Source organism: Streptomyces sp. DSM 15324 (genome assembly GCF_001514285.1).
Lineage (GTDB): Bacteria > Actinomycetota > Actinomycetes > Streptomycetales > Streptomycetaceae > Streptomyces.
In genome coordinates this window covers 943,877-958,445 of sequence record NZ_KQ949024.1, presented here as the reverse complement: position 1 = coordinate 958,445, position 14,569 = coordinate 943,877, and the positions used below count along the sequence as shown (strand labels likewise).

The following is a 14,569-nucleotide window of genomic DNA, read 5'->3' as shown; positions in this document are numbered from 1 at the left end:
AAAGGGTTGGGTTCTGAACTTCGGTTCAGGGCCCAACCCTTTTTTGTTTGCCTTCACTTGAAGTTCAACTTCCGCCCCCAGCATCCACGGCATGGGTACTGCTGCAATGCTCAGGGCCGCAGGGGTCGGAGTCGGTGACGAGGTCATCGTGCCGGCCTTCGGGAACGCCGAGGTCGCCGGGGCCGTCGCCCTCGCGGGTGCGCTGCCCGTGTTCGCCGACGTGGATCCGGTGACCTACTGCCTGGACCCGGCCGCCGTCGAAGCGGTCGTAACTCCGCGCACGGCGGCCGTCGTTGTCGTACACCGCTTCGGGCGGCCGGCCGATGTGCCGCGGCTGCACGGGGTGGGGCAGCGGCACGGGCTGTTCGTGCTGGAGCAGGCGGAGTCCGAGGCGCCGTACGACGAGATCGCGCGGCGGCGGGAGCGGGCCGCCTTCCTCGACGCTCGGCTGCGGGGTGTGCGGACACCCGATGGCGGGGACGGGCACTCCTACCAGCAGTACGTCGTGCGGGTGCCCGGCAACGGCCGGCCCGACCGGGACGCCTTCGCCCGGGCCCTGCGGGGAAAGGGAGTTGACTGCCGGGTTCCTGTGAAGACGCCGCTGCACCGACTGCCCGAGTTCCGGCGCTGTGTGGCGCTGCCGGAGACCGAGCTGGCCGCGGACGAGACCCTGGCTCTGCCGGTGGACGGCTCCCTGACGAAGCGGGATATGCAGCGCATCGTGGCCGCGTGCAACGCGCTCGGCGGACTGCTTCAGCCTGCCTTCTGAAACTGCCTTCTGAACGAGTTTGGGAACACCGGCCAGTTCGGGGTATGCTCTATTTCGTTGCCGCGAGGGAAACCTCGAAAAGTGACCAGCCCCCTTAGCTCAGTCGGCAGAGCGTCTCCATGGTAAGGAGAAGGTCAACGGTTCGATTCCGTTAGGGGGCTCAACAGAGAAAGCCCCCCGCCCGAAAAGGCGGGGGGCTTTTCCTTTGCCCTCTTTCCTTCACGCCACCCGCATGGCCAGGATCGCCATGTCGTCGGACGGGGCGTCCGAGGCGAAGCGTTCGACCGCGCGCATGACGCGGGCCGCGACCGCGCCGGCCGTAAGCCCCGTACAGGTCGCCAGGACGTCGGTGAGACCGTCGTCGCCCAGCATGCGGGTGCCCTCCCGGCGCTCGGTGACGCCGTCCGTGACACAGAGCAGGACATCGCCCGGATCGAGGGTCACCGTCTGCTCGTACAGCTCCAGGTCCTCGATGACACCGAGGAGCGGCTGGGGCTCGGCTGCGGGCTCGACCGTGCCGTCCTGGCGCAGCCGCAGCGGGAGGGGGTGTCCGGCGCAGACCACCTTCAGCTCCGCGCTGCCGTCGGGCTGCGGGCGCATCTCGCCGTAGAGGAGGGTGAGGAAGCGGCTGCGGGCGCCCTCGTCGAGGATGGCCGAGTTGAGGCGTTCCAGGACCGCCGGGCCGCTGAGGCCCTCGCGGGCCAGCAGGCGCAGGGCGTGACGGGCCAGACCGGTCACGGCGGCCGCGTGCGGGCCCGTGCCGCAGACGTCCCCGATGGCGAAGCCGTAGGCGCCGTCGCTGATCGGGAAGACGTCGTAGAAGTCGCCGCCGACCTCGTTGCCCTCGCCGGCCGCGCGGTAGATGACGTCGACCTCGACACCGCCGATGTCGGGGAGGCCCGGGGGCAGCAGGCTGCGCTGGAGGGACTGGCTGATGGCCGTCCGCTCGGAGTAGAGGCGGGCGTTGTCGAGGGCGAGGGCGGCTCGGCGGCTCAAGTCCTCGGCCAGTTCCAGGATCTCCTGGCGGAAGTGTTCGTCGGTGGGCTTGCCGAGGGTCAGCATGCCGATGACGCGGTTGCGGGCGACCAGGGGGAGGACGACCGTCTCGCCGCCGACCGCGGAGGCCGTGGCGAGGGTCGGGCCGATACCGGAGGACATCTGGTGGGTGGGGCCGCCGGTCAGTCCCAGGCTGCGCATCGAGCTGCGCAGGGCCGCCTCGTGCGCGGCCTCGCCGGGGGCCGCCCAGACGCGGGCGCCCGGGGTCGGGACCGGGTCGGGCGGGGCGATCTTGGAGAGCAACGACTTGATGCCGTCGATGAGTTCCTCGTCCTCGTGCAGGACGTAGGACAGGTACGGGTCGGAGGCCTGGTCGGCGATCGTGTAGACCGCGCACCAGGTCGCCAGGGTGGGGACGGTCATCTGGGCCATCAGGGCCAGGGTCTGGTCGCGGTCGAGCGTGCCGGCGAGGAGGTCGGAGGCCTCGACGAGGAAGCTGAGGGAGCCCCGGCGCAGCCGTTCCAGCTCGCCGAGGCGCGCCGACTCCACGGCGAGGGCGATGCGGTCGGCCGCGAACTGCAGGCGCAGGGCCTCTTCGTTGGTGTAGCGGCCCGGTGCCTCCGCCGCGACGCCCAGGGAGCCGGTGAGGCGGCCCTCCACCTTCAGGGGGACGGTGACGACCGAGCGCATGCCGGTGCCGTTCAGCAGGGGGACGGCGCCGGGGACGGCCAGGAGGTCCTCGTGGACGGCCGGCATACGGGCCGAGCCGTAGCGGCCGGGGCCCGCCTCGACGGGCACGCGCGCGAAGCGCTGGCGGGCCGAGGGCAGTCCGGTGGAGGCGCGGACCTCCAGCTCGGTCTCGTCGTCGGTGGCGAGGAGCAGGAAGGCGGAGTCGCCGTCGAGCATGTCGCGGGCGCGTTCCACGGTGCGCTGGAGGAGGCCGTCGAGGTCGTCCGGGGCGGGGGAGCCGATGAAGACCTCGAAGGGGTCGGCGCTCTGGCCGTCCGTGGGGGTGGAGTCGGAGGCGGGCAGGCGTGAAGGGGTCTGCAGTACGGCGCGTTCGTGGTCGCGGACCAGGAGGCAGACCGTGGAGGGCTCGCCGTCGGTGTCGCGGACGCGGAGGTGGGAGGCGTACACCGGGGTGACGCGGCCGGAGGCGCCCCGGATGCCGTAGCTGCCCTCCCAGCGGGAGAGCTGGAGGGCCTCGGCGATGCCGGTGCCGGTGCCGGGGGTGTGCGGCCAGGCGGCGAGGTCGGTGAGGGGCTTGCCGGTGACCTGGTCGGCGGCGTAGCCGAAGAGTTCCTCCGCGTCCTCGTTCCAGGCGGAGACGGCGCCGGCGCGGTCGATCTGGACGACGGCGACGCGGACGCGGCTGTCGGCGAGCGGCAGGAGGTCGGCGGGGAGGGACGGTCCGGCGGTGCGGGTGCCCACCGGGCGGTCGGGGAGGTCGAGTTGGAACCAGACCTGTTTGTGGGTGGAGGTGTAGTCGACGCCCCAGCGGGTGGCGATGGCCGCGCAGAGCTGGAGGCCGCGGCCGCCCTCGCGGTCGGGGCTGCCCATGGTGGCGGGGGAGCCCTGGAGGGGGATCTCGCGTTCCGGGTAGCGGTCGCCCACCTCGATGCGTACGCCGTCCTCGGAGCGCAGGCACAGGACGTCGGCGTGGGTGCCCGCGTGGACGACGGCGTTCGTCACCAGTTCGCTCGTGAGGACGACGGCGTCGTCGACGATGTCGGCGAAGCCCCAGCCCTGGAGGGTGTCGCGGACGAACGAGCGGGCGGTGGCGACGGATCGCCCGACGGGCTCGAAGCTGGCGGCCGCGCGCGCGGTGATCACGGAACTCCTCGTCCGGTCGTCGACGTGGGGGGATCCCTGGCCGTCCTGGTCGCGCCGCTGCTGTGGCGGGCGCAGGCCGGAAGGCCGGGGGTCCGGGGGCTGTCCCCCCGGGATCAGTCCGGTGGTCATGTTGCGGCCGCCCCTCCGATGCCCGCTCGTGCCTCGTGCCACCGCCCAGGCCGGACGGACCGGCGTGGCTGGACAGCCGCATGCAAGGTTACTTACCTTCCCCGCCCGTTCGGATGCCGGTCACCGGTGTTTCCGTCTCAAGAGGCGCCTGTGGGCGTGCGGACGATGTGCGAAGCTGCCGAACTGTTATGGCCGGGTTCGGAGAGGGTGAAACACTGGGCAAGCTTCTTGTGAAGGTCCGGGCAGACTGGGTGTCTTCTGAGTACAGGGGGCAGCAGCCCTCCGGGTCCGCCTGGTTGGATCGGGTGGAGAACCCTGCGGTAACCGCAACGTCGAGTAGCAACACCCCAGCACAGCGTAACGGTCGAATCCCTGCGGGAGGGACAAGTGGAGTCTGGCGCAGCGACGCGGAGCACTAAGGCGCGCGCGAAAGGCGGACCGTCCCTGAGCAGGCGCGCGCCGCGCGGTGGCACCACCACGGTGGACACGGCGGCCCTGGAGCGGCTGCTGGCGGCCCTGGTGTCGATGCGGGACGGGAACTTCCGCAAGCGGCTCACGGTGTCCGGCGACGGCGTGATGTCGGAGATCGCGGCCGTGTTCAACGAGGTGGCGGACCGTAATCTCCATCTCACGGGTGAGCTTTCGCGCGTACGTCGCATGGTGGGCCGTGAGGGCAAGCTGACCGAGCGGCTGGAGACGGGCGCGTGTGAGGGCTCGTGGGCGGCGGCGATCGATCACTCGAACGCGTTGGTCGACGATCTGGTGCGGCCGGTGTCCGAGGTGGGGCGGGTGCTGTCGGCGGTGGCCGAGGGTGACCTGTCGCCGCGGATGGACCTGCGGACGCAGACGCCGGAGGGGGTGGCGGGGCAGCCGTTGCGCGGGGAGTTCCTGAAGGTCGGGCGGACCGTCAACAACCTGGTCGATCAGCTGTCGACGTTCACCGACGAGGTCACGCGGGTGGCCAGCGAGGTGGGCACCGAGGGCAAGCTGGGCGGGCAGGCGCAGGTGCGCGGCATGTCCGGGTCGTGGAAGGACCTGACCGAGTCCGTCAACACGATGGCGGAGCGGCTGACGGCCCAGGTGCGGGACATCGCGCTGGTGACGACGGCGGTGGCCAAGGGTGATCTGTCACGGAAGGTGACGGTTCACGTCGAGGGCGAGATGCTGGAGCTGAAGAACACCGTCAACACGATGGTGGACCAGCTCTCCGCGTTCTCGTCCGAGGTGACCCGGGTCGCGCGCGAGGTGGGCACCGACGGCATGCTGGGCGGTCAGGCGCGGGTGTCGGGCGTCGACGGCGTGTGGAAGGAACTCACCGATTCGGTGAACACCATGGCCGGCAATCTGACGGCCCAGGTGCGCGGGGTGTCCGAGGTGATGACGGCGGTCGCCAACGGTGATCTGTCGCGGAAGGTGACCGTGCCGGCGCGCGGTGAGGTCGCGCAGCTCGCCGAGACGATCAACCAGATGACCGAGACGCTGCGGATCTTCGCGGACGAGGTCACGCGCGTGGCCAACGAGGTGGGGGCCGCGGGCCAGCTCGGCGGCCAGGCGAACGTGCCGGGTGCGGCGGGGACGTGGAAGGACCTGACGGACTCGGTCAACACGGTGTTCCGCAATCTCACCACTCAGGTGAGGGACATCGCGGCCGTGACGACGGCCGTGGCGAGCGGTGATCTGTCGCAGAAGGTCACCGTGGACGTGGCCGGCGAGATGCTGGAGCTGAAGAACACCGTCAACGGGATGGTGGACCAGCTGTCGTCGTTCGGTGCCGAAGTGACGCGTGTGGCGCGGGAGGTCGGTGTCGAGGGTGAACTGGGCGGCCAGGCGAACGTGCCGGGTGCGGCGGGGACGTGGAAGGACCTGACGGATTCCGTCAACACGGCATTCCGCAACCTCACCGGACAGGTGAGGAACATCGCGCAGGTGACGACGGCCGTGGCCAACGGCGATCTGTCGCAGAAGGTGACCGTCGACGTCTCCGGCGAGATGCTCCAGCTGAAGAACACCGTGAACACGATGGTGGACCAGCTGTCGTCGTTCGCGGACCAGGTGACGCGGATGGCCCGGGACGTGGGCACCGAGGGCCGGCTCGGCGGTCAGGCGCGGGTGGACGGTGTGTCGGGCACCTGGCGGGAGCTGACGGACTCCGTCAACTTCATGGCCGGCAACCTCACCTCCCAGGTGCGGCAGATCGCCCAGGTGACGACGGCTGTGGCGCGCGGTGACCTGTCGCAGAAGATCGACGTGGACGCGCGCGGGGAGATCCTGGAGCTGAAGAACACCATCAACACGATGGTCGACCAGCTCTCCGCGTTCGCCGACCAGGTGACGCGGGTGTCGCGGGACGTGGGGACGGAGGGCCGGCTCGGCGGCCAGGCGCAGGTGCCCGGTGTGGCCGGTGTGTGGCGGGACCTGACCGACTCGGTGAACGGCATGGCCGGCAACCTCACCGCCCAGGTGCGCAACATCGCGCAGGTCGCCACGGCGGTGGCGCGCGGTGACCTGTCCCAGAAGATCACCGTGGACGCGCGCGGGGAGATCCTGGAGCTGAAGAACACCCTGAACACGATGGTCGACCAGCTCTCGTCCTTCGCCCAGGAGGTCACCAGGGTCGCCCGTGAGGTCGGTACGGAGGGGCAGCTCGGCGGTCAGGCCGAGGTGCAGGGGGTCTCCGGTACCTGGAAGGACCTCACGCAGTCGGTGAACTTCATGGCGAACAACCTGACGATCCAGGTGCGTCAGATCGCCGAGGTCACGACGGCGGTCGCCAAGGGCGATCTGTCGAAGAAGATCACGGTCGACGCCAAGGGTGAGATCCTCGAACTGGTCACCACCGTGAACACGATGGTGGACCAGCTGTCGTCGTTCGCCGAGCAGGTGACCCGGGTGGCCCGTGAGGTGGGCACCGAGGGCATCCTGGGCGGTCAGGCGCACGTCCCGGGGATCACGGGCATCTGGAAGGACCTGAGCGGCAATGTGAACCTGATGGCCAAGAACCTGACCATGCAGGTGCGCAACATCTCCCAGGTCGCGGCGGCGGTCGCCAACGGCGATCTGACGCGGACGGTGACGATCGAGGCGCGGGGCGAGGTCCAGCAGCTCGCCGACACGATCAACACGATGGTGAAGACGCTGAGCTCGTTCGCCGAGCAGGTCACCAAGGTGGCCCGTGAGGTGGGTACGGACGGCATCCTGGGCGGGCAGGCGCACGTGCCGGGTGTGGCGGGGACGTGGAAGGACCTCACCGACTCCGTGAACGGCATGGCGTCGAACCTGACCGGTCAGGTCCGCAACATCGCCATGGTCACGACGGCCATCGCCAAGGGTGATCTGACGAAGAAGATCGACATCGACGCGCGCGGGGAGATCCTGGAGCTGAAGACGACCATCAACACGATGGTCGACCAGCTGTCGTCGTTTGCCGAGGAGGTCACCCGGGTCGCCCGCGAGGTGGGTACGGAGGGGCAGCTCGGCGGTCAGGCACGCGTGCGTGACGTGGACGGGACCTGGCGGGACCTGACGGAGTCCGTGAACGAGATGGCCGGGAACCTGACCCGGCAGGTGCGCGCGATCGCGCGTGCGGCGACCGCGGTGACGCGGGGCGACCTGAACCTGAAGCTGGACGTGGACGCGGCCGGTGAGATCCAGGAGCTCCAGGACTACATCAACAAGATGATCGCCAACCTGCGCGACACGACGATCGCCAACAAGGAGCAGGACTGGCTGAAGGGCAACCTCGCGCGCGTGTCGGCGCTCATGCAGGGGCGGCGTGATCTGGAGGACGTGGCCTCGCTGATCATGAGTGAGCTGCCGCCGCTGGTGGCCGCGCAGCACGGCGCGTTCTTCCTGGCGATGCCCTCGCCGGAGGGCACGGGGGACCCGTACGAGCTGCGGATGCTGGGGTCGTACGGCTATTCGATGGGGTCGATGCCGACCTCGTTCCGGCCGGGTGAGGCTCTTGTGGGGACGGCGGCCGAGGAGAAGCGCACGATCCTGGTGGAGAACGCGCCGAGCGGCTATCTGAAGATCTCCTCCGGGCTCGGCGAGGCGCCGCCCGCGCAGGTGATCGTGTTGCCGGTGCTGTTCGAGGGCAAGGTGCTCGGGGTGATCGAGCTGGCGTCCTTCGCGCCGTTCACGCAGATCCAGAAGGACTTCCTCAACCAGCTCGCCGAGATGATCGCGACCAGCGTCAACACGATCTCCGTCAACACCAAGACGGAGCAGCTGCTGAAGCAGTCGCAGGAGCTGACCGAGCAACTCCGTGAGCGGTCGGTGGAGTTGGAGCAGCGGCAGAAGGCCCTGCAGGCGTCCAACGCGGAACTGGAGGAGAAGGCCGAGCTGCTGGCCCAGCAGAACCGGGACATCGAGGTGAAGAACACCGAGATCGAGGAGGCGCGGCAGGTCCTGGAGGAGCGTGCCGAGCAGCTCGCGGTGTCGATGCGCTACAAGAGCGAGTTCCTCGCGAACATGTCGCACGAGCTGCGTACGCCGCTGAACTCGCTGCTGATCCTGGCGAAGCTGCTCGCCGACAACGCGGAGGGCAACCTCTCGCCCAAGCAGGTCGAGTTCGCCGAGACGATCCACGGGGCGGGTTCCGATCTGCTCCAGCTGATCAACGACATCCTGGACCTGTCGAAGGTCGAGGCGGGCAAGATGGACGTCTCGCCGACGCGGATCGCGTTGGTGCAGCTGGTGGACTACGTGGAGGCGACCTTCCGGCCGCTGACCGCGGAGAAGGGCCTGGATCTGTCCGTGCGGGTGTCGCCGGAGCTGCCGGCCACGCTGCACACGGACGAGCAGCGGCTGTTGCAGGTGCTGCGCAACCTGCTGTCCAACGCGGTGAAGTTCACCGACTCCGGGTCGGTGGAGCTGGTGATCCGGCCGGCCGGGCCCGATGTGCCGGTGGCGATCCGGGAGCAGTTGCTGGAGGCCGGTTCGCTGACGGATCCGGACGCGCCGTTGATCGCGTTCTCGGTGACCGACACGGGGATCGGGATCGCGGCGAGCAAGATGCGGGTGATCTTCGAGGCGTTCAAGCAGGCGGACGGCACGACCAGCCGCAAGTACGGCGGTACGGGGCTGGGGCTGTCGATCTCGCGGGAGATCGCGCAGCTGCTCGGTGGTGAGATCCACGCGCAGAGCGAGCCGGGGCGTGGGTCGACGTTCACGCTGTATCTGCCGCTGCACCCCAGCGAGCTGCCGCCGCAGGGCTACCAGCAGATCGTGCCCGCGCTGGAGGCCGGTGAGCTGGTGGCCTCGGAGAACGGGGCGGTCGAGCTGCCGGGGCTGCGCGAGGCGGAGATCGTGACGCCGGCCGAGGTGAAGTCGTACCAGGAGACGCAGAACGGCGCGGCCGCGCTGTTCAGGCGTCGGCGGCGGTCGGCGAACGGCGGCGAGCAGGTCGGTGAGGCGGCGCAGTGGCCGGCCCCGCAGGGGCAGCGGGTCATCCGTTTCGGCGGCGAGAAGGTGCTGATCGTCGACGACGACATCCGCAATGTGTTCGCGCTGACCAGCGTCCTGGAGCAGCACGGTCTGTCGGTGCTGTACGCGGAGAACGGCCGTGAGGGCATCGAGGTCCTGGAGCAGCACGACGATGTGGCCGTCGTCCTGATGGACATCATGATGCCCGAGATGGACGGCTACGCGACGACGACGGCGGTCCGGCGGATGCCGCAGTTCTCGGGGCTGCCGATCATCGCGCTGACGGCGAAGGCGATGAAGGGCGACCGGGAGAAGGCGATCGAGTCGGGTGCTTCCGACTATGTCACGAAGCCGGTCGATCCCGATCACCTGCTGTCGGTGATGGAGCAGTGGATGCGCGGGGTGTGACCGGATCGGCGGGTGCGGCGGGAGGTGACGGGACGCGACGGATGGCGTGAGAAGTCGCCGACCCGGGGCGCGCCGAGGTGCATGGCGGGGTCCGGATCGGGGAACCTTCTGGTCTTCTGCCGCGTTCCTGCTACGTGCACAGTGACATCACGGTGACAGGGTGTGGCGACGGTCGGGGTGCGGCTACCATGACCGGCACAAGGAAGGGCGGCGCAAAGGAGTCGTCCCCAGGGGCGGCGCCCGGTGCACTGCCGGGGCGAGGAGGGCGGGCCATGGTGCAGAAGGCCAAGATCCTCCTGGTCGATGACCGGCCGGAGAATCTGCTGGCGCTGGAGGCGATCCTCTCGGCGCTCGATCAGACGCTGGTGCGGGCATCGTCCGGGGAAGAGGCGCTCAAAGCACTGCTGACGGACGACTTCGCGGTCATTCTGCTGGACGTCCAGATGCCGGGAATGGACGGTTTCGAAACAGCCGCGCACATCAAGCGGCGAGAACGCACCAGGGACATCCCGATCATCTTCCTCACGGCGATCAACCACGGCCCGCATCACACCTTCCGGGGATATGCGGCCGGAGCGGTGGACTACATCTCCAAGCCGTTCGACCCGTGGGTGCTGCGCGCGAAGGTCTCGGTGTTCGTCGAGCTGTACATGAAGAACTGCCAGCTGAGGGAGCAGGCGGCGCTGCTGCGGCTCCAGTTGGAGGGCGGCGGCAAGGCCGCGGCGGGCGGCGCCAAGGAGCCGGCCGGGCTGCTGGCCGAGCTGTCCGCACGGCTCGCGGCCGTCGAGGAGCAGGCGGAGGCGCTGTCCAAACAGCTCGACGACGAGTCGGCGGACGCCGCCGCGGTGGCCACGGCGGCTCATCTGGAGCGCAAACTCACCGGCCTGCGCCGCGCCCTGGACGCGCTGGAGCCGGGCACGGGCAACGGCGCCGCCTCGCTGCCGTCGCAGACCTGAGCCGTCGTCAGCGGACCGGGCGCGGTCGTCGCGGAACTGAGCCGAGGGGCGGGAGCAGTCGGGTGTGAGCGGCGGTCAGTTCCCCGCCGTCAGGGGGCGGATGCGCCCGCTCACGGTCCCACCCGCCCGGCCGCGTCAGTTCCGCGACTGTGCGAGGCCGACACGAACGGGTGAAGCAGTGGGCACACGTGTCCGCTGTCGTCTCCCCCGGTAACCTCACACCCATGGCCTCACGTCCCTCCGCAGCGAAGAAGCAGCCCGCCAAGAAGGCCGCTGCTCCCGCGAAGGCCCCGGCGAAGAAGGCCGCCGCGAAAAAGGCCCCGGCCAAGAAGGCGCCCGCCAAGAAGGCCCCGGCCAGGAAGGCGGCGCCGGCGCCCAAGCCGGCGCCCAGCCCCACCGGGGGCATCTACCGGCTCGTGCGCGCCCTCTGGCTGGGCCTGGCGCACGCCGTCGGCGCGGTGTTCCGGGGGATAGGGAACGGCGCGAAGAACCTCGACCCCGCCCACCGCAAGGACGGCGTGGCCCTGCTGCTGCTCGGCATGGCGCTGATCGTCGCGGCGGGCACCTGGGCCGACCTGAAGGGCCCCGTCGGCGATCTGGTCGAGATCCTCGTCACCGGCTCCTTCGGCAGGCTGGACCTGCTCGTGCCGATCCTGCTCGCGGTCATCGCCGTGCGCTTCATCCGTCACCCCGAGCAGCCCGACGCCAACGGCCGCATCGTGATCGGCCTGTCCGCGCTCGTCATCGGCGTCCTCGGCCAGGTCCACATCGCCTGCGGCTCGCCCGCCCGCAGCGACGGCATGCAGGCGATACGGGACGCGGGCGGCCTCATCGGCTGGGGCGCGGCGACCCCGCTGACGTACACCATGGGCGAGGTGCTCGCCGTACCGCTGCTCGTGCTGCTCACGGTGTTCGGGCTGCTGGTGGTCACGGCCACCCCGGTCAACGCGATCCCGCAGCGGCTGCGGCAGCTCGCCGTGCGCCTCGGCGTGCTGGACGACCCCCACGCGGAGGACGGACTCTCCGACGACGACGCGCGCTACGACGAGCAGTGGCGCGAAGGGCTGGACGCACGCCCCCGTCGGCGCTCCGGCGGACCCCGGGCGTACGACCCCGACGGCGCCGAGCAGGAGGCGCTCTCCGAGCGCCGCGGCCGGCCCCGGCGCTCGGCCGTGCCGCAGCCCGCGATGGACCGGGAGCCGGACGCCGTGGACATCGCCGCGGCCGCCGCGGCCGATCTCGACGGGGTCGTGATGCACGGCCTGCCGCCGTCCCCGCTCGTCGCCGACCTCACCCAGGGCGTCCGCAGCGGCGACCGCGAGGCGACCGCGCCGACGCCGGTCCCGGCCGCGCGGCCGAAGCAGGAGATGCTCAAGGGCGGGGCCGTCCCCGATCTGACCAAGGCGCCTCCGCAGGAGATCCGCGACCTGCCGCCGCGCGCCGAACAGCTCCAGCTCTCCGGCGACATCACGTACGCGCTGCCCTCCCTGGACCTCCTGGAGCGCGGCGGCCCCGGCAAGGCGCGCAGCGCGGCCAACGACGCCGTCGTCGCCTCGCTGACGAACGTCTTCACCGAGTTCAAGGTCGACGCCGCCGTCACCGGCTTCACCCGCGGCCCGACGGTCACCCGCTACGAGGTCGAGCTCGGCCCCGCCGTGAAGGTCGAGCGGATCACCGCCCTCACCAAGAACATCGCGTACGCCGTCGCCAGCCCGGACGTACGGATCATCAGCCCGATCCCCGGCAAGTCGGCGGTCGGCATCGAGATCCCCAACACCGACCGGGAGATGGTCAACCTCGGGGACGTGCTGCGGCTCGCCGACGCGGCCGAGGACGACCACCCGATGCTGGTGGCGCTCGGCAAGGACGTCGAGGGCGGCTACGTCATGGCCAACCTGGCGAAGATGCCGCACATCCTGGTCGCCGGAGCCACCGGTTCCGGCAAGTCGTCGTGCATCAACTGCCTGATCACCTCGGTCATGGTCCGCGCGACCCCCGAGGACGTGCGGATGGTCCTCGTCGACCCCAAGCGCGTGGAGCTGACCGCGTACGAGGGCATCCCGCACCTGATCACGCCGATCATCACCAACCCGAAGCGGGCCGCCGAGGCGCTCCAGTGGGTCGTGCGCGAGATGGACCTGCGCTACGACGACCTCGCCGCGTACGGCTTCCGGCACATCGACGACTTCAACGAGGCCATAAGGAACGGCAAGGTCAAGCCGCCCGAGGGCAGCGAGCGCGAGCTCCAGCCGTACCCGTACCTGCTGGTGATCGTGGACGAGCTGGCCGACCTGATGATGGTCGCCCCGCGGGACGTCGAGGACGCGATCGTGCGGATCACCCAGCTCGCGCGCGCGGCCGGCATCCACCTGGTGCTCGCCACCCAGCGGCCCTCGGTCGACGTCGTCACCGGTCTGATCAAGGCGAACGTGCCCTCCCGGCTCGCCTTCGCCACCTCCTCGCTCGCCGACTCGCGGGTCATCCTCGATCAGCCGGGCGCCGAGAAGCTGATCGGCAAGGGCGACGGGCTCTTCCTGCCGATGGGCGCCAACAAGCCGACGCGTATGCAGGGCGCCTTCGTGACCGAGGCCGAGGTCGCTGCCGTCGTCCAGCACTGCAAGGACCAGATGGCGCCCGTCTTCCGGGACGACGTCACCGTCGGCGGCAAGCAGAAGAAGGAGATCGACGAGGACATCGGCGACGACCTCGACCTGCTGTGCCAGGCGGCCGAACTGGTCGTCACCACCCAGTTCGGCTCGACCTCGATGCTCCAGCGCAAGCTGCGCGTCGGCTTCGCCAAGGCGGGCCGACTGATGGACCTCATGGAGTCGCGGAACATCGTCGGGCCGAGCGAGGGCTCGAAGGCCCGTGACGTTCTCGTGAAGCCCGACGAACTGGACGGCGTGCTCGCGGTGATTCGGGGAGAGTCCGCGGGGTAGGCGTGGCGTCGAGGGCGCCGGGGGCCCGTGACTCACCCGTTAGAAACCGCAGGGCAACCGTTTCCCTGCGGCGTACGTCCAGTTGAGCGAGAGGACAGGTACGACTTTCAACCGGGGGGTCGCGCCTGGCCGCCGTCATCGGCGTGACCGGCCATTCCGATGGCGTACAAAGTCGTACTGTCCGGTTGCCCCTCCCTTTGGCACCCCCCCTAGACTGAACTTCCAGCACAGGTGGCTACACGCTCGAAAGGCGCCCCCGTGTCCATCGGCAACTCCCCAGAAGACGAGCGTCCGTTCGAAGACCCGTCCGAGGAAGCCCCCTTCTCCATCGGTCGTGCCCTGCGCCAGGCGCGGATCAGCGCCCGGCTGACGGTGGACGACGTCAGTACCGCCACCCGAGTCCGGATCGCCATCATCCACGCCATCGAGTCGGACGACTTCGCCCCCTGCGGCGGTGACGTCTACGCGCGCGGGCACATCCGTACGCTGGCCCGCGCCGTCCGGCTCGACCCCGCCCCGCTGATCGAACGGTACGACGCGGCCCACGGCGGCCGTCCCGCGCCGACCCCGGCCGCCCCGCTGTTCGAGGCGGAACGCATCCGCCCCGAGCGCCGCGGGCCGAACTGGACGGCGGCCATGGTCGCCGCGATCGTCGCCGTGGTCGGCTTCGTCGGCTTCACCGCCTTCAAGGGCGGCGACCAGGGCGGCTCCGGCAGCACCGCCGCCGAGGGCAGCACGCCCACGGCCGGCGTCACCGCCTCGCCCACCCCGAAGACCGAGAAAACCGTCGACGAGAAGCCCGAGCCCTCCGACAGCGCCATCGCCGCGGCTCCCCAGGACAAGGTGACCGTCCAGGTCAGCGCCACCGACGGCCGCAGCTGGATCTCCGTCAAGGACCACAACGGCCGGCTGCTGTTCGACGGATTCCTCAAGCAGGGCGACTCCAAGACCTTCCAGGACAGCGAGAAGATCAACCTCGTCCTCGGCGACGCCGGGGCGATCGATCTGTTCGTCAACGGCAAGAAGATCGACGACAAGTTCCAGCCCGGTGCCGTGGAGCGCCTGACCTACACCAAGGGCGACCCGCAGGCCGGGTGAGGCACCCGAGATCCGTG

The 14,569-nt window shown here is 70.1% G+C and carries 6 protein-coding genes and 1 tRNA gene; 6 read left to right on the top strand and 1 reads right to left on the bottom strand.

Going from position 1 to position 14,569, the window contains the following annotated elements; translation table 11 throughout:
• Positions 1-106: 106 nt before the first annotated feature.
• Together AQJ58_RS10295 and AQJ58_RS10290 are read left to right on the top strand one after the other, a co-directional pair.
• On the top strand, positions 107-769 hold the full coding sequence (locus tag AQJ58_RS10295) for a DegT/DnrJ/EryC1/StrS family aminotransferase (protein ID WP_067247608.1): 663 nt from the start codon (positions 107-109) through the stop codon (positions 767-769).
• A gap of 88 nt (positions 770-857) precedes the next feature.
• A tRNA-Thr gene (locus tag AQJ58_RS10290) sits at positions 858-930 on the top strand.
• Between the two features lie 58 nt (positions 931-988).
• On the opposite strand, the gene AQJ58_RS10285 is transcribed toward AQJ58_RS10290, so the two are convergent.
• A complete protein-coding gene (locus tag AQJ58_RS10285; RefSeq protein WP_067247605.1) occupies positions 989-3,727 on the bottom strand; it encodes a SpoIIE family protein phosphatase in 2,739 nt (912 codons plus the stop codon).
• A gap of 387 nt (positions 3,728-4,114) precedes the next feature.
• Between AQJ58_RS10285 and AQJ58_RS10280 the strand changes: the two genes are divergently transcribed.
• The 4 genes from AQJ58_RS10280 to AQJ58_RS10265 all read left to right on the top strand — a co-directional run bounded on the left by AQJ58_RS10280 (position 4,115) and on the right by AQJ58_RS10265 (position 14,552).
• On the top strand, positions 4,115-9,559 hold the full coding sequence (locus AQJ58_RS10280; protein WP_107122005.1) for a HAMP domain-containing protein: 5,445 nt from the start codon (positions 4,115-4,117) through the stop codon (positions 9,557-9,559).
• 272 nt (positions 9,560-9,831) lie between these two features.
• On the top strand, positions 9,832-10,515 hold the full coding sequence (locus AQJ58_RS10275; RefSeq protein WP_067247601.1) for a response regulator: 684 nt from the start codon (positions 9,832-9,834) through the stop codon (positions 10,513-10,515).
• A gap of 224 nt (positions 10,516-10,739) precedes the next feature.
• Positions 10,740-13,454: a DNA translocase FtsK gene (locus AQJ58_RS10270; RefSeq protein WP_067247599.1), complete on the top strand. Its 2,715-nt coding sequence runs from the start codon at positions 10,740-10,742 to the stop codon at positions 13,452-13,454.
• Between the two features lie 258 nt (positions 13,455-13,712).
• Positions 13,713-14,552 (top strand): helix-turn-helix domain-containing protein, encoded by an 840-nt coding sequence (locus AQJ58_RS10265; RefSeq protein ID WP_067247597.1) that lies wholly within the window; start codon positions 13,713-13,715, stop codon positions 14,550-14,552.
• The last annotated feature ends 17 nt before the right edge of the window (positions 14,553-14,569 follow it).